The sequence below is a fragment of the Salinibacter altiplanensis genome, from assembly GCF_002894645.1.
Taxonomy (GTDB): Bacteria; Bacteroidota; Rhodothermia; order Rhodothermales; family Salinibacteraceae; genus Salinibacter; species Salinibacter altiplanensis.
The window spans coordinates 85,948-101,046 of the sequence record NZ_NCQY01000023.1 but is presented as its reverse complement, the minus strand read 5'-3'; the positions used below and the strand labels follow the sequence as shown (position 1 = coordinate 101,046).

11 protein-coding genes are annotated in these 15,099 nt (G+C 67.2%); 1 reads left to right on the top strand and 10 read right to left on the bottom strand.

Annotation, left to right across the window (positions count from 1 at the left end; translation table 11 throughout):
• Nucleotides 1–13: 13 nt before the first annotated feature.
• Complete coding sequence (locus tag B7R93_RS10640) at nucleotides 14–2,320, bottom strand: TonB-dependent receptor (protein WP_232798328.1); 2,307 nt, start codon at nucleotides 2,318–2,320, stop codon at nucleotides 14–16.
• A 450-nt stretch (nucleotides 2,321–2,770) separates the two neighbouring features.
• Complete coding sequence (locus tag B7R93_RS10635; protein WP_103020754.1) at nucleotides 2,771–3,112, bottom strand: rhodanese-like domain-containing protein; 342 nt, start codon at nucleotides 3,110–3,112, stop codon at nucleotides 2,771–2,773.
• Between the two features lie 207 nt (nucleotides 3,113–3,319).
• On the opposite strand from B7R93_RS10635, the gene B7R93_RS10630 reads away from it, so the two are divergent.
• Nucleotides 3,320–5,236: a TonB-dependent receptor plug domain-containing protein gene (locus B7R93_RS10630; protein ID WP_103020753.1), complete on the top strand. Its 1,917-nt coding sequence runs from the start codon at nucleotides 3,320–3,322 to the stop codon at nucleotides 5,234–5,236.
• 40 nt (nucleotides 5,237–5,276) lie between these two features.
• On the opposite strand, the gene B7R93_RS10625 is transcribed toward B7R93_RS10630, so the two are convergent.
• The 8 genes from B7R93_RS10625 to B7R93_RS10590 all read right to left on the bottom strand — a co-directional run bounded on the left by B7R93_RS10625 (nucleotide 5,277) and on the right by B7R93_RS10590 (nucleotide 15,038).
• Nucleotides 5,277–5,885 (bottom strand): hypothetical protein, encoded by a 609-nt coding sequence (locus tag B7R93_RS10625; protein ID WP_103020752.1) that lies wholly within the window; start codon nucleotides 5,883–5,885, stop codon nucleotides 5,277–5,279.
• Between the two features lie 22 nt (nucleotides 5,886–5,907).
• The gene (locus tag B7R93_RS10620) at nucleotides 5,908–8,466 is read right to left on the bottom strand and encodes a S8 family serine peptidase (RefSeq protein ID WP_103020751.1); all 2,559 of its coding nucleotides are present in this window, start codon (nucleotides 8,464–8,466) and stop codon (nucleotides 5,908–5,910) included.
• A 135-nt stretch (nucleotides 8,467–8,601) separates the two neighbouring features.
• Nucleotides 8,602–9,300: a class I SAM-dependent methyltransferase gene (locus B7R93_RS10615; protein WP_103020750.1), complete on the bottom strand. Its 699-nt coding sequence runs from the start codon at nucleotides 9,298–9,300 to the stop codon at nucleotides 8,602–8,604.
• A 17-nt stretch (nucleotides 9,301–9,317) separates the two neighbouring features.
• Entirely contained in the window at nucleotides 9,318–9,740 is a 423-nt protein-coding gene (locus tag B7R93_RS10610) for a hypothetical protein (RefSeq protein ID WP_103020749.1), read from the bottom strand.
• A gap of 69 nt (nucleotides 9,741–9,809) precedes the next feature.
• The gene (locus B7R93_RS10605; RefSeq protein WP_103020748.1) at nucleotides 9,810–11,480 is read right to left on the bottom strand and encodes a sirohydrochlorin chelatase; all 1,671 of its coding nucleotides are present in this window, start codon (nucleotides 11,478–11,480) and stop codon (nucleotides 9,810–9,812) included.
• A 286-nt stretch (nucleotides 11,481–11,766) separates the two neighbouring features.
• Nucleotides 11,767–12,834: a hemin-degrading factor gene (locus B7R93_RS10600; RefSeq protein WP_103020747.1), complete on the bottom strand. Its 1,068-nt coding sequence runs from the start codon at nucleotides 12,832–12,834 to the stop codon at nucleotides 11,767–11,769.
• A 39-nt stretch (nucleotides 12,835–12,873) separates the two neighbouring features.
• Complete coding sequence (locus B7R93_RS10595; RefSeq protein ID WP_103020746.1) at nucleotides 12,874–13,692, bottom strand: heme ABC transporter ATP-binding protein; 819 nt, start codon at nucleotides 13,690–13,692, stop codon at nucleotides 12,874–12,876.
• Between the two features lie 92 nt (nucleotides 13,693–13,784).
• Nucleotides 13,785–15,038, bottom strand: coding sequence for a M20/M25/M40 family metallo-hydrolase (locus tag B7R93_RS10590; RefSeq protein ID WP_103020745.1), 1,254 nt, complete (start codon nucleotides 15,036–15,038; stop codon nucleotides 13,785–13,787).
• Nucleotides 15,039–15,099 lie beyond the last annotated feature (61 nt).

The window sequence follows — 15,099 nt, the reverse complement described above, 5'->3', positions numbered from 1 at the left end:
GAGATGTGTTGGGCTAGAACGTGAGGGAGAATGATATATTCGGCACCGGAATGGGGATCTGAGGGGTCACGTTGCGGTCGAGCGTACCGCCCGGTTCGTTTTCGAACTGGTAAAACCAGATGTTGCGCCGCCCATAGGCGTTGATGGCCTGTAGTTGCAGCTCGTACTCGGCGATTCCAAAGAACTGGCCCGTCCGGGCCAAACCCACATCGAGCCGGTGGTAGGGGGGCAGACGGGCGTTGTTGAAGGGGCTCACGAACACGTTCTGTGACTCCCCCACCCCGGGGCTGAACGAGAAGGGACTGTCCACCAGCTCGTAGCGCTGTTCGGGCTGCGTGTAGGCCTGGCCGGTGGCGTAGTTGAAGGTGCTCGACACCCGCCACTGGTCGGTGAGGTGGTAGTTGAGGGCAAGTGTGAGGTCGTGGGTGCGATCAAAATTGGGCGGGTAATACTGAGGGGAGCCGCCCTCGGATCGGTTGACGTTCGGGAAGCGCCGCTCGGTGCGGCTGAGGGTGTAGCTCAGGAAGCCGTTCAGGCGGCCCTCCGGCCGACGAACAAGCACCTCCGTCCCGTACGCGCGCCCGTCGCCCACCCGAAAGCGATCGGCGTACGGCACGCCCGCCGCGTCGGGCAAGAAGGGATCCAGCTCGAACAGGTCCCGCATGGTGCGCGCGTAGCCTTCCACCTCAAGGCGCCACGCGTTGCCCAGCTGGACGTCGACGCCCAGGGCAAACTGGTCCCCGTAGGCGGGGGACAGGCCCTCGTCGGTCATGAGCCAAGAATCGAAGGCGGTGAAGAGCTGGCTCGTCTCCAGCGTAAGAAACTGGTGGTAGCGGCCGTAGGCGGCCTGCAGCTGTACCGATGACGTCAGGTCGTGCCTCACCGAGAGTCGCGGGGCGAGCCGAAGGTAGTTTCCCTCTGAGAAGTAGGTCGCCCGCAGTCCCCCCCGGACGGTCCAGTTCGAGGTCGGCGTGTAGGTGTCCTTCAAGTACAGGGCCGCCTGCTGGCCCTGGAGGCGCTGGTTGAAGGTTTCGTCTCCGTCGAGCGTATTGCGCAACCGGAACGTGAGGCGGCTGGCGTGCAGCCCGGCCTCCACGGTGTGCCGGTCGCCCGGCACGTACTCCACGCCCGCCTTCAGCGATGCGTCGCTCACCTCGTTCGTCTGGGTGAAGCGCGTTCCGCCGAGCTCGAACACCGGCGTGCTCTCGTAGCGGGAGCCCGCGGCCGTAAGCGTCGCGAACAGCCGGTCGGAGAAGAGGTGCGTCCAGTCGGCACTGAGCGTTCGGTTGCCGTAGTCCACGTCGAACTCCTGCCCGTCCCCGGGCCGGAGAAAGAGCTGATCCTGCCCCCCGTACACGGCCAGCGAGAGGTCGTCGTCGGGCCCCGCGTCGTAGGTGGCCTTCGCGTTCACGTCGTAAAAGTAGAAGGTCTCGGGGAGCCCGTCCACGTCGTCCAGGGCGGCGAGCAGGGGCTCGAGGGTCGAGCGGCGCACGGATACCATGTAGGAGCCGGCCGGGGCGTCGTCGCTGCCGCCGTAGGGCCCTTCGATGTAGCCCCGGGTTGCCAGGCTACTGAGACTGAGGCCCCCGGTGGTTTCACGCTGGTTGCCGTCCTTGTTGTAGATGTCGACCACGCTCCCCAGCCGCCCCCCATACTCGGCCGGGTAGGTACCCTTGTAAAGCTGCACGTCCTTGATGGCGTCGGGGTTGAACGTCGAGAAAAACCCAAAGAAGTGGGTTGGGTTGTAGACGGTCGTGCGGTCGAGCTGGATCAGGGTCTGGGCCGGCCCGCCGCCCCGGATGTAGAGGTTGCTGGAGTAGTCCGAGGCCGTCGTGACGCCCGGCAGCAGGGCGAGCGACCGGAAGACATCCGGCGTCAGGACGGACGGGAGTTCGGTGATCGTTGCGACGGGGAGCTTGTCGACCCCCATGCGCTGTTCGCTGGCGTTGTCCTGCTCGCCCGTCACGACGACCTCCTCCGTCTGCAGGTCAGTGGGCGCGAGCTCTACGTCGAGGCGGGTCGTCTCTCCGGCCGTCAGGGCAACCGTCTCCGTGTGAGATTGGTAGCCGAGGTAGGAGAACACGACGGTCTGCTCGCCGGGCGGGAGGTCTCGGAGCGTGTAGTAGCCGTCGTTGTTGGTGGCGGTGCCCCGACGGAGACCCTTTACCACGACGTTGGCCTGGAGCAGGGTCTCGCCCGTCTCGGCGTCGCGTACGTACCCGTTGAGGGCGGCCCGCTCCTGGGCCACAACAGGCGGCCCCACGAGGCTCAGAACGACGGCGCAGAGGCCGACGAGAACGCGAACACGAATGTGGCACATGCGGGAGAAGGACCTGGACAAGGAAGCAGGTCTTCACAACAGATTAGTCCAACGTGTGGTGCGGAGGGGCGGACGAATCGCTTGTGTAAAGCGATGACGGGACGACGGCCGTCTCGTCCGCAAGAGGGACGGTGTTCTGTAGTTCTTTAGGGGGGCGCCGGACGTACAGGCCACGTAGACACGCGGAAACGCGTTCACTCGACGGTCAATCCCGAGGGGCTGACGACCAGACGGGAGACGAAGCGAAGCCCGCAGGGGCATCCCCTGAGAATCTCCCTAGGATTCAGCGAGGACACCGATGGGGACCTATGCCGTGAAGGTCGCTACGGGGGGCCTTTGAAGAAACGCACCCCGGGGGTACAGGGGCACCGGGCGTTCAGTGCCCTGACTCCGCTTCGCACCTCCGGCGTGCTCGGAAGGGGGCACTGCCCGGTTCTTTTGCCTATCTGCTCAGTTCTCCTTGCCGACCAGCGGATGTCCCGCCCGCCGCCAGCCGGCGTAGCCGTTCTCGAAGTCGACCACGTTCGTGTAGCCCGTCTCCTCCAGGGCCTGTGCGGCCTTGAGGGAGGCGGTGCAGTCGGCATTGGCGCAATAGACCACGACGAGGGCATCCTTGTTGGGCACGATCGTTTCAACCCGCTCGATCTCGTCGACCGGGACGTTCACGGAGCCCGGAATGTGCTTCGCCACGTGGGCCTCCCGCGGCAGGGCATTGATGAGGACCGGTGGGTGTTCGCCTTCGAGGGCATCTTTGAGGTCGTTGGCAGAAATGGTTGTTGGGGCGTCGGGCATATCCATGGGGGAGAAATGCACAGGAATAATGAGAGTCTGCGTAGGGACACTTCGGAATCGGCGGTCTCCGAAGCAGGATCCGCCGTACCCGCAGAGATGCGAAGCGTTACACGTCTTCAAAGAATTTCGGAGGCGGACGAGGATCCCCCTACTGACATAGTTGTTGGGCGCTGCTGGTCGATCGTTACACTCTCCCCTGTCTCCTGCATGTCTCGTTTCCGCCTGCTTGTTCCGTCCCTTCTCCTTTTGCTCGCAACGCCTGTTCAGGGCCAGGACACGTCCGACGTGGCGTTTCGTGTGCAGGTGTCCGACAGTGTCGTGGTGACGGCCTCCCGCGTGGCCTCGGCGGCGCAGGAGACGGGCCGTCGCGTGAGCGTGTACACCCAGCAGGACATCCAGGCCTTGTCCGTCAACAGCGTGGACCAGCTGCTCAACGTCGCGGCGGGGCTCGACGTGAAGAGCCGAGGCGGCTTTGGCGTGCAGAGCGACCTCACAATGCGGGGCTCCACGTTCAACGGGGTATTGCTGTTGCTGGACGGCGCCCGCATCAATGACCCGTACACCGGGCACTTTCTGATGGACCTGCCGGTGCCGCTCTCGGAAATTGCGCGTGTCGAGGTGCTTCACGGATCGGCGACGGCCCTCTACGGCCCCGACGCGCTCGGCGGGGTGGTCCACCTCATCACGAAGACGGCCCTGCGTGGAAGAGAGAGGGCGGGGGAGGGAACCACGGCCCAGGTGGATGGCCGGTACGGAAAGAACGATTTCTACGATGTCGGGGGGGCGGTGCGGACCGTGAGCGAACGGACGACCGTGAGTGCAGCGGCGGCGGTGCAGGGCAGTGATGGGCGGGATGTGTCGGTGGATCCGGAGGGCACAACGGACCTGTCCAGTGCTGTCCAGACCGATTTCGAGCGACGAGCGGCTACGGCCGCGGTCTCCCGAGACGTTGGGGCCGCGACGCTCTACACCCGAGCCGGGGTGGACGACCGTGAGTTTGGGGCCTACCACTTCTACACGGATTTTGCTACGGATCGGGCCCGGGAGGCGACGTCGACGTTTTGGCTGCAGAGCCGCCTGACCAGCCCCGGCGATGCACAGACGCCCTGGCAGGTGCAGCTCTTCGGCAAGCAGCACCGCGACCGGTATACGTACAACCCCAACGTGGGGGCCAACACCCACGTCAGTCGTCGCCTCCGCGTACAGGGGCAGGGCTCCCACACGTGGAACCGCGTTCGGGCAACCGGCGGTGCCTCCGCCGGGCTCCGCGGGGTCGACAGCAATCGGGATGGGGTGCACGGCGACCCATCCGTCGGGGCCTTCGTGAGCCTGCGCTGGCGTGCCACCTCCCGCCTCACGATCAACCAGAGCACGCGTGTCGACTACGACCCGACGTACGGGACGGAGCCGACCCCGCAGCTCTACGTGGCCTATAACCTTGGGCCGGCGACGCTCCGTGCGGGGGGAGGGCGCGTGGTGCGGGCGCCCAACTTCCTGGAGCGCTTTATCGACTCCCCCAGTAACCAGGGCAATGCCGACCTCGCTGCCGAGACCGCCTGGTCGGGAGAGGCAGGGGTGGACGTGCGCCTGCCAGCAAACCTGTCGCTGTCCGCGACGGGCTTCCACCGCACGACCGACAGCGCCATCGATTACCTCCGGAACGAGACGGAGCAAGTGTTTGAGGCCCAAAATCTGGACCGGACCACCACTACGGGCCTCGAAACCGAGCTGTCGTTCGACCGGACCCTCGGCGCCGTGGGGATTCATCTCGACGCGGCCTACACGCTCCTCGACGCCAGCCTCGACGGACAGAAGGCCCCCTCCGCCTACAAGTACGGCCTCGATGGGGCTCGCCACCAGATACAGAGCAGCGCGTCGCTCCGGGCCGGGGCCGTGACGCTGGGCCTGCAGGGACTGTGGAAGGATCGGCTCCGCGACGCGCCCCTAGCGACCGACCGCTACGGGGTGGTGCACGGTCGGCTGGCCTATGACACGCGCCTCTCCGGCGCCCGCACCACGCTGTCCGTCGAGCTCCGCAACGCCTTCGACCGGCAGTACAGCGAGGTCTTCGACGCGCCAATGCCGGGCCGCACGCTGCTGGTCGGGGCGGAAGTGGCGTTGTAGCGGACGGCCGCGGCGGTCACACGCGACGGAGAAACTGCCCCTACGCCTCGGTGAGGAGAAACGTCCCGAGTGCGACGCCGAGGAAGAGGGCGGCGCCGGGGTCGGTTTCGTCGGAGGGCAGCGAGGGGGCGGAAGAGGCTTCTGGGGCGGCGTTCCGGGCCTCCGGCCGCAGGCGAGAGGACCCACCGTCCTGCGTTTCTGCCCGCGGAAGGACGACGCCCCGTAGCGACTCGACCCGGGCGAGGGCCGGCACGTGCTCGATGGGCAGTCGGCCCGACACCACTCGCCCGGCGACCGCCGCCTCCTTGAGGCCGAGTGCGGTCAGGTCCGCCCGTAGCTCCTGGGCCGATTCTTTTGCGACGGCGTCGATGGTCACGTGCCCATCGGCCACTCGGGCCCCGTCCACACTTGGTGAGAAGGGGGCCTCGCCGTCCCGCCGAAGTGCCCGATACTCGTGGTAGAGCAGCAGCAGATCCAGGCCGGCCTTGGCGAGCGGGCCGTCCTTGCCCGTTTGGTCGGGGCCGTGAAAGTCCTGACGGGCCTCGGCCCGAAGGCTGTCGGGCGGGGACTGGGCCGGGCTGGGTCCCGGGACGAGTGCCGCGGTGAGCAGGACGAACAGGCCGGTGGGCACCCACGACGGACACGACATGGTACTGAGAGGGACCTTGGCGCTATCGGACACGGACGAACGGTCGGGTCGCGGTGAAAGAGGCACCGTCGACGCGGAGGAAATACGCACCACTCTGCAATCCAGGTCCCACCGTCAGCGTCCACGGATCGTCGGCCCGTAAGCGGCCGTTGTGCAGACGCGCGACCCGCTGGCCGAGCACGTTGTACACGTCCACCCGTACCTCCTGCGGCGCCCCCACGGCAACCGATACTGACGCCTCGTCGGTCACTGGGTTCGGGGCGACGTCCGATACGCGGTGCGTGTTGGAGAGAGAGCGCTCAAGGGGGATCTCTCGGCTGTAGGAGGACGATCCGTCGAGGTCCTCCTGCCGGAGTCGAAAGGTGTGGAGGCCGGGGGCGAGCGGTGCTGTGCGGTGCCGGTACGTCCGCGATTCGGAGGTCGTGCCGCCCCCGGCCTCGTAGCCGATCGTCTCAAAGGCCCCGTCGCCGCGCTTGTGCTCGACGCCGAAGCCAGCGTTGTTGGTCTCACGGGCCGTCGTCCAGGTGAGCACGGCGTGCTTCTCTTCGACGACTGCCCCGAAGTCAGTCAGTGCCACGGGCAGAGCTGTGGCGGTCGCCTGCATGAACCCGTGCCCGCTCCAGCGGTCGACGCCCGACGGGATGGAGACAAAGGCTCCGCCCCGATCCTGGCGCTTCGTCACGTCCTGCGCATTCGACTCGAGCCGGTCGTAGACCTCCGGGGGGGAGAGGCCGGGGGTGGCCTCGCGGACGAGGGCCGCGATGGCGGCGCCGTTCGGGGCCGCCGCCGACGTGCCGAAGAAGTTTGGGTGTGTGTCCGAGTCGTAGGCCGAATCGGCGCCGAAAAACGTATTGTCGATGCCGTCGGTCGCGGTGAGGTCGGGCTTCTCGCGGGCCTCCGGGGCCAGAATCGGAAATCCGCTCTCGTCGAACCGAACCTTGATGCCTCCTGCCGAGGAGAAGGGCTCCAGAACGGCGGGATTGACGTTCGAGTTGTACGCGCCGGTGTTGAAGAACGGCGCCGCGGCGATCGCCATTGCGCCCTCGGCCATGGGGTGACCGTAGAGGGTGGGACCGGTCGGGTCGTACTCCTCGATCGCGTAGCTGAGTCCGGAGTGGATGTACTTCACGCCGTCGGGGTTGGGACCCGCGGCCTTTTCAATGACGAGATGGTACGTCGAGTCCGCCACGCCGTCCTCGTTGGTGTCGATGGTGCCGGTGTTGGTATGTGACAGGACCCCTTCTACGGGCAGGCCCGTGTCGTCGCTGTCGCGGGCGGACTGGGCGACGACCCCGAGCGTGTCGTTCACGAGGGCCACGTCGAGGTCCGTGTTTGCACCCCTCGACCCCTCGACCAACGACGAGGGATCCGTCCACTGCATCGTGAAGATGCGGAAGGTACCGCCCCGCCGGATGGTGATGCGCTGGAGCGTGTCGACTGTCCCGCCGGAGGGAGCGAAGTCGTGGGCCACGGCGCTGCTACTGAGGACACCCTGCCTTCCGGAGTCGCGAAAGCCATCCTGGTAGGCGTTCTGGCCGTCGTTCCCGGCGGAAGAGAAGTACGCGACGCCCTCGGCAACGACACGGTCCACCGCGTTCGCAACGGGGCCGTCCTGGAAGAAGGGCTGGGTGTTGTACCGGACGTCGTCGACCAGGATGTCGCAATCTCCCTTCTGGGGGTCGGCGAGGTCATGGATGCCCTGTACAAAGGCAGGGAGTCCTCCGACGGCCGTGTGGAAGCCGAGTTCGGCGCCGGGGGCAAGGTCGTGGATGAGCTGGAGCATCGCGCGCCCCTCGTCGCTGCCCGGCTCGCTGTCGTCGAGCACGTCCACCGGGGCGGCTCGCCCCGCTGGGTTCCCCGGCCCCGGCAGGTCGCCCGACGCGACGTCGTCTTGGGCGGTGGTGGCGGCGGTAGCGCTCCGGTCGTAGCTGTCCGACAAGGCGCAGACCTTCTGGCCACTGCCGTTCACGTCGAGGGCGGTCCGCCCCTCAAAGGCACGGTGGGCCGTGTCGGCCTCCGAGTCCACACGTCCGACGTGCGTCTGGGCATAGGCGGGCACCATGCCCCGGAGCGACGAGAGTTGAGCGGCCGTCTTGAGGGCCGCGATTGGCAGGCGTCCCGAGACGGAGCGGCCCGCCCGAGCGCCCCGCTTTAGGCCAAGGGCCCGGAGGTCCGACAGGAGGCCGCCCGCGCCCGTGGCGACGGCGGTGACTGTGACGTGCCGGCCGTCCCGCGAGACCGGGCGGCGGTAGCGAGCGTCCCGGCCCTGACGGATGCGCGTGGCGCTTCCGAACAGGCGGCGCACTCCCGCGGGGCCGTCAGCCGCGTGCTGGTGATAGAGCGTGGCGAGGTCCGCGCCGATGGGAGAGAGAGGCCCATCCTTGGAGCGGGGCGCAGGGCCGTGGAGGGATCGCTGCACGCGCCGCTGAACTTCAGGGGCCGCGTCCTGCCCCTGAGGCGTGACCAGCGCCGACCCTGTGCTCGACGGCTGGCCGAACGTGGAGGCAGATCCCCCCAGGATCCCCCAGCTGCCAAGGAGGGTGAAGACGAGACTGGCACGGGCGATCCAGCGTCGGTACACAGTGACGCAGGGCGAGGAGAAACAACGTGTGGGTTTCCAACATCGCTCCCAATTCCGAAGGCGTCAAGAAGAGACTGTGTAGAGGAACTCCCGACAACGAGAGTCCCGCGCGACGTCTCTCCTATGCCGGGGCGGTCATCTCGCTGTGGTGGTCCACGCGCCCCACAGAAGGTGCTGGTAGAACTGTGTGGGTGGGGCCAGGCCCGCCCCAGTGACAATCTGTTCCAGCCCGTCCGGTCGCACGAACGAGATGTCCTCTTCGATGCGGACAAACGCCCGGTCCGTTTCCTTCGTCGTCATGTGTGCCCCTACGTGCCTGCGCCAAGCGGCCCAGAGGCAGCGAAACGCCCCGTCGGATGCGGGACGGTAGAGGTCCGCCCATACCAGTGGGGCGCCGGGGACCAGTCGCCCGACGAGACTTTGGAAGTAGCGCCGCGTGGCCGCTGTTTCGTCGATGAAGTGCGTGACGAGAAGCGACGTGGCGGCGTCGAACAATCGCGAGGCGGGCATGTCCTCGACGGGCGCGTCGATGTAGTCGATCCGGTCCTTGAGCCCAGCGTGTGCGACCTTCGCTCGACATCGGTCCAGCATCGCGGCCGACGGGTCGACGGCGGTGAACCGCCACTGCGGATGGGCACGCCCCATCTGTACAATTTCAGTGCCGGTGCCGGCCCCCGCCACGAGCAGGTGGGCGCGGTCTGGCAGTTGGGCCGCCAGCACGGAGGCAACTGTCTTCTGGAGATGACCGTAGTCCGGGCAGAGGCGCCGGATGCGGTCGTCGTACGCGGCGGCCCGCTGAGCATCAAACGGCTGCGCCGGGGCAGTGTCGTCCATGTGGTGAAAACGCAAACTTATGAGGACTGGTCGAGGCGGCCCCACCGTGACTGAGCGGGAGGCACATGGTTGTGCAGCACGTCGCGGGCGCGGTGGTTGTCCGCGCCGCCCACCACGGCCCACACCCGTTCTCGGAGCGTGTACATCGACCAGGCCCCCTGGAGAAGGATGTGCAGCGTGTAGAGCGACGGTTCGGAGAGCGTGATGGACACGGGACCGGCATCGGTCCCTGCCTGGAGGGTCCACTGATCCTGCCCGTCTTCGTTGCGCACCTTGGCCCAGGCGTGCTTGATCGTGTCGGTCAGGGCCTCCAACTCGTCTGCGTCTACCAGCAGCGTGTGTTCGCGGAGGGTGATCTGGATGCGGCTGCAGCAGGCACACTGCAGGACGTGGCCGTAGCGGGTCTCGAAGAGGCGGTCGGGGCCGTGGAGGTTGTGCATGGTGCGGAGGGAGGAGAATGCGGGAAACGTGTGGTGGCGGCCTAGTGCATGGCGCCTTTGCCTGCCTTGTCACTGCGGGGGTCCGGCGGTCGTCGTGGCCGGGTCGGGGGATTGAGGCGCCGCCCGGAGGCGGTCGATGCCGGTCTCGATCTGCTCGCGCATCCAGGCCTCGAACTGCGGGTGTGGGGCCAGCCCCTTGCCGTACCGGTAGTCGAGGTCGTCGAGGTACTCGGAGGCGCGCCCCTCGGACGTGGTGCGGGCGGGAATGACGAGTGCCGTGCCGTCCTCGGACGCCTCGCGGACCATGTCTTGGATCTCAGGAATTGTCTCCGTGCGCTTCTCGGGCCAGTCTTCGCGCCAGGTGTGCACCTTGATGGTGCGGAACGCATCGCCGCCGTGGGCCCGCATCGTGTCGGCAATGGTGCGAAGGTTGCTCATCCAGTGTGCGTTCTCTGTGTCCGAGCCCGTCCCGTGCGCCAGGAGGATGACGGTCTCATCCGACGGGGCCTGACTGATGGCCCGGGCGCGGTCGAGGAGGCCCTTCGCGAAGTGGGGACTCGCCTCCAGTCCGCCGAGTGTCGTCATCTGCAGGTGGGTCCGGATGCGTTCCGGGAAGCGCCCGCCCATCCCGCCGCTGTAGGTGTTCTGTAGGCCCAGTATGTAGTGCGACTTTTCCCGAAAACTGCTCTCCATCGAAAAGATACGGACCATGACGGCGGCCTTTAGGCCGTCCCTTTCCAACGTGCGCACGGCCCGTTCCACGACCGTCGGGTCGACCATGCTGAACGCCTCGGCCATGGTGTAGTCGTCCGCAACCGGCGCGAGGCCTTCGCGCATTGTCTCGTTCCAGTTGTACTCCGAGCCGTGGGGCACGGCGATGACACCCACCTCGTCGCGAGCGAGGGGGCGGTGCGCGGTGGTGGTGCGCCGGAGCCACCGCTCGACGTTCGGGTGAGAGAGTACGTCCGCGCCGCTGGCGACCACGCCGTCGATGGACTGGAGCGGCCGCTGCATCCACGACCAGCTCGACATCATGGTGGTGTACTGCATCCCAAGGTTGAAGGGCACCACCAGCACGCGCTCATGCTTGCTGGCCGCGGCCTTCACGGTCTTGGTGGCGCGTCCGATGGCCGCGCGGGATGCCTTCTCCGGTGCTGTCCGTGCGTATTGTACGACCACCTCGCTCCCCCCGGTCAGCCCGTGCATCTCGGCGGCTCGCCGGGCGGAGGCCTGAAGATCGGCCCGGATGGCGTCGGCTCCTTCAGCGTTCGTGGCCCCGTAGCCGACCACGACCAATGCCTCCTCGTCCGGGCGCTCCGAGAGGGCGTCCACGCGGTCGAAGAGAAGCTCCTCGCTCAGGTAGCTCGTCCCCAGTGGGGCGGCCCACCGCACGCCGTTCTCTACCTCCGGCAGGGCGTCGCGGGCCGTCTGGTAGAGTGCGTGGTGGGCCGACAGAAAGAGCGGAAGAACCACCACGCCGTGCTCGGTGTCGATTGAGGAGAGCGCCTCGTTCAGGTTCGACCGGGTTTCTTCGTACGTGGCGACGGCAAGCCCAACGTTCGACGTGTGCTCCCGGAAATGGGCCATGGCGTCGCGCGTCTTCTCGTTGCCGAGAAAGCCACGGTCCGGCGCCAGGACGAGGACACCGGGGTCGCCGTCGGGGGCGTCGGCCGATTGGCCCCAGGCAGGGGGCGCAGCGACGAGAAGAGCGGCGAAGAGGAACTGAAGGAGGCGGGACATGAGCGACTGTTGCGTATTTCGTATTGCGGATGAGCGAAAGCGAACCGGAAAGCATGACGCGTGAGAACGTTGCCCTCAGGGCGCGCCATCACTCCTCACGCACCCCATTTCCGTCTTCATTCGGCCGAGAGCCGTCCGACCACGGACACCGGAATGCATTCGTTATCTAGATTAGTTATAAATAAGCGGTGCAGTTCAACGCTACCGATTCTGTAGTGCACTTGCAAGGGGGGCAGGGACCGTCCTCGTGAAGATCGCGTGGGGGAGGCCGCGTGCAGGAAAAAGACTACGGCTCCGACGGCAGGGCCGCCAGAATGGAGCGCCAGTCCTCTCGCTCTGGCCGGCCCGGTTTGCGCTTGCCAAAGAAGCGGGCGATGATGCCGCCCTCCGCGTCCATCAACTCCAGCGAGGTCACGGTTCCGTCAATCGTCGGCTTCTTCACCACCCAGGCCTGATCGATCTCTTCTTCATGCAGGTGCAGCTGAAAGCCGGGGTCGAGCACGTTGTACCACGGCGGTGTGGATTTGAGCGCATTCACCGGGCCGGTGTGGATCTGAATGCAGCCGGGACTGCCGACGAACACCATGATCGGCGTCTCCCGCTCGGCAGCGGTCTTGAGCATTTCGCGCAGGCTGTCGTCCGGCACACGGCGCGTAAACGGTCCCTCGCCAAACCGCAGTGCCTGGGCCCGCGAGACCTCGTACGTACGAAGGAGCGGGAAGAAGTCGTGCGTGTCCTCCAGCTCGCTCCACTCTTGCAGAAAGCCCTCCACATCGATCTCCTCGTCGGGCGTCTCTGCCGGGGCGTCCTCGGTCGGCGTGACGGCCTGCGCGATGGACTGGTCGTCGTGCCGGTACGTGTCGACGAGTGCGTCGTAGGCGCCCAGATCGCTCGTGCGCGTGAGAAACACCTTGTGGACGGCCGTCCCGTCGCGGTCGAAGAACTGGAGGCTCCGGCGCACGCCGCCGCGCCCCCCGTCCCAGGGCGTTTCGACGGCGAAGCCGAGGTGCCAGTGGTTCATGAACAGGCGCAGGTCGATGTCGTCGTCCAGCACGAGGCCCATGTTGTGAGGGTCGGTGAACTCGACGTTCCGATAGACGCCCGTCTTTTCGTGGACGGCGGCGTCGTTGCGCGTGAGGGCCATCACCTCGCCAAGCGATTCGAGCGCACGGAGGAGCGCGTTCCAGTCGCCGTCGAGGCGCGTGACGTGCTCGCCGCACCCGGTGGCCACGAGCTCCGCTTCGCTGACGCCCATTCGGTCGGCGGCGGTACGGATGCGGACATCGGGGTGCTCGTCCTGGAACGTCTCCCAGTGCGCTTTCAGGTCGGGGGCGTCGAGAGGTTGTGTGGGCATCGGATCAAGAGGAGTGGATGATCAAGCGAGTGGGGGCGCTTATGCTGTAGGAACAGCGGGGGGGGACGCAGGGGCCGTCGCGTCCGGCACGATAAGTGGGCATGGCTGTGTGGGGTGGGCGATGACGCGGACGGGACAGCCGAACACGTCCTCGACCCCCGCCGGTGTGAACACGTCGCGCGGCGGCCCTTTCGCGTGGGCCATGCCGCGCCGCAGCATCACGACGTGGTCGGCGTACTGCGCGGCGAGGTTCAGGTCGTGGAGGATGGCCAGCACGCCCACGCCGTCGGCGGCCAGGCCAGCGGCGGTCTGCAGCACCTGGTGCTGGTGCGCGAGGTCGAGGCTGGCGGTCGGCTCGTCCAGGAGCAGGTAGCGGTGCCCGGCGTCCGGCGGCGTCCAGATTTGCGCCAGCGCGCGGGCCAGGTGAACGCGCTGTTGCTCTCCGCCCGAGAGTGTCGGGAAGTCGCGCTCGGCGAAGTCGTCCATCGCCACGGCCTGGAGCGCGGCGTGTGCAACCTCCCAGTCCCGGGCCGACTCCGCCCCCCGAAGGTGCGGCGTCCGTCCCATCAGCACGACCTGCAGCACGGAGAACGCAAAGTGGAGCTGCGACTGCTGCGGCAGCACGGCCCGGCGCCGCGCCTGTTCGCGCTCGGGGAGTGCCTCGAGCGGCCGGTCGCCCATCTCCACCGTTCCGGCCGACGGCGCCAGCTCGCCCGTGGCGACGCGCAGGAGCGTCGTCTTGCCCGCTCCGTTCGGCCCCACCACCGCCGTCAGCTGCCCGGAGTGCACCTTGGCGGTCACGCTCTCGATGAGCGTCGCGTCCCCAATCTGTACTGTGATGTCGCGGAGCGCAAGCATGGGACGTGGCGGCGTGCAATCACGAAGAGGCATCGTTCCGGGGTGCTCTCCGGCAGCAAGTGAAACCGGGCGCGTACAATCTGTAGGCGCGGTCAGAACTGGACCGTCTTTTCCAATGTCTGCTCGTCGCGCTCCACGACGACGGGGACCGTGTCCCCGGTCTCCAACTGGCCCAGCGCGTCCATGTAGGCGTAGATGTCGTCCACCGCCACGCTTCCGACGCGCACGATGACGTCGTCTTCCTGCAGCCCTGCGCGCGCCGCCGGGCCGTCCTCCTCCGTCACTGCGTCGATGCGCATGCCCTCACCTTCAAAGACGTAGTCGGGCATAATGCCGAAGGTGACGTCGAACGACATCCGGCGGCCCTGTTGCTCATCGTCGGTCTCAGTAAACGCGAGCGCGCCATCATCGTCCAGGGCTTCGACGAGGCGGACGGCGAACGTGGCCACGTCGTGCAGCCCGTCGTAGTCGATGCGGTGGCTGTCGTCGGCGGGGGTGTGGTAGTCATCGTGCGCACCGGTGAAGAGGTGCACCGCCGGGATGTCGTCGAGATAAAACGACGTGTGATCGGACGCACCGAGGCCGGACGGGTCTTCGGCAAGCGTGATGTCCGTGGCGCCGGCCGCCGCGTCGAGGGCGGCGTCCCAGGCGGGCGAAGTGCCGGTGCCGTTTACGGCCAGTCTGCGCTCGTCGCCGAGGCGGCCCACCATGTCAAGGTTGATCATGTAGCTCACCCGGTCGGCGAGCACAGAAAGCGCGTCGACGAAGTGCTTCGAGCCGTAAAGCCCCAGTTCTTCCCCGGAGAAGCCCACGAAGAGAACATTGCTGCCCTCCGCATCGGCGGACTGAAGCTGGTGGGCGATCTCCAGGAGCGCCGCGACGCCGCTTGCGTTGTCGTCGGCGCCGTTGTGGATGAGCGAGTCGCCCGGTGCGCGCGACCCGACGCCGCCGTAGCCGAGGTGGTCGTAGTGCGCGCCGATGACGACGGTGTGGGCCGCCCCGCGGTCGAGGTGCCCGACGACGTTTCGCCCGGTGCGCGGCTCACCTTCCTCGGGCGACGCGTGTGGGTTCGGGCTGTACGTAAAGTCAAACGGCTGCGTCCATGTACTGTCGAGGCGGAGCTCCCGGAAGCGCTCGGCGATGTACTGCGCGGCGAGGCGCTCCCCGTCGGTCCCCGTCTCGCGGCCTTTCAGCAGGTCGGACGAGAGGTACCCGACGTCCACGCGCAGGTCATGCAGCGTTGTCTCGTCCGCAACCCGTGCGGGTTGAGCGTGCGTGGGGGCCTGGATAAGGGGTGTCAGCAGCGCGACCGTGCACCAGATGACGATACGGGCAGGACGAATCATAGCCGAAGTAGAGTGCGAAGGGGGATTGCGAGAGGCGAGGCACGATCGAGGCAGCACCTGT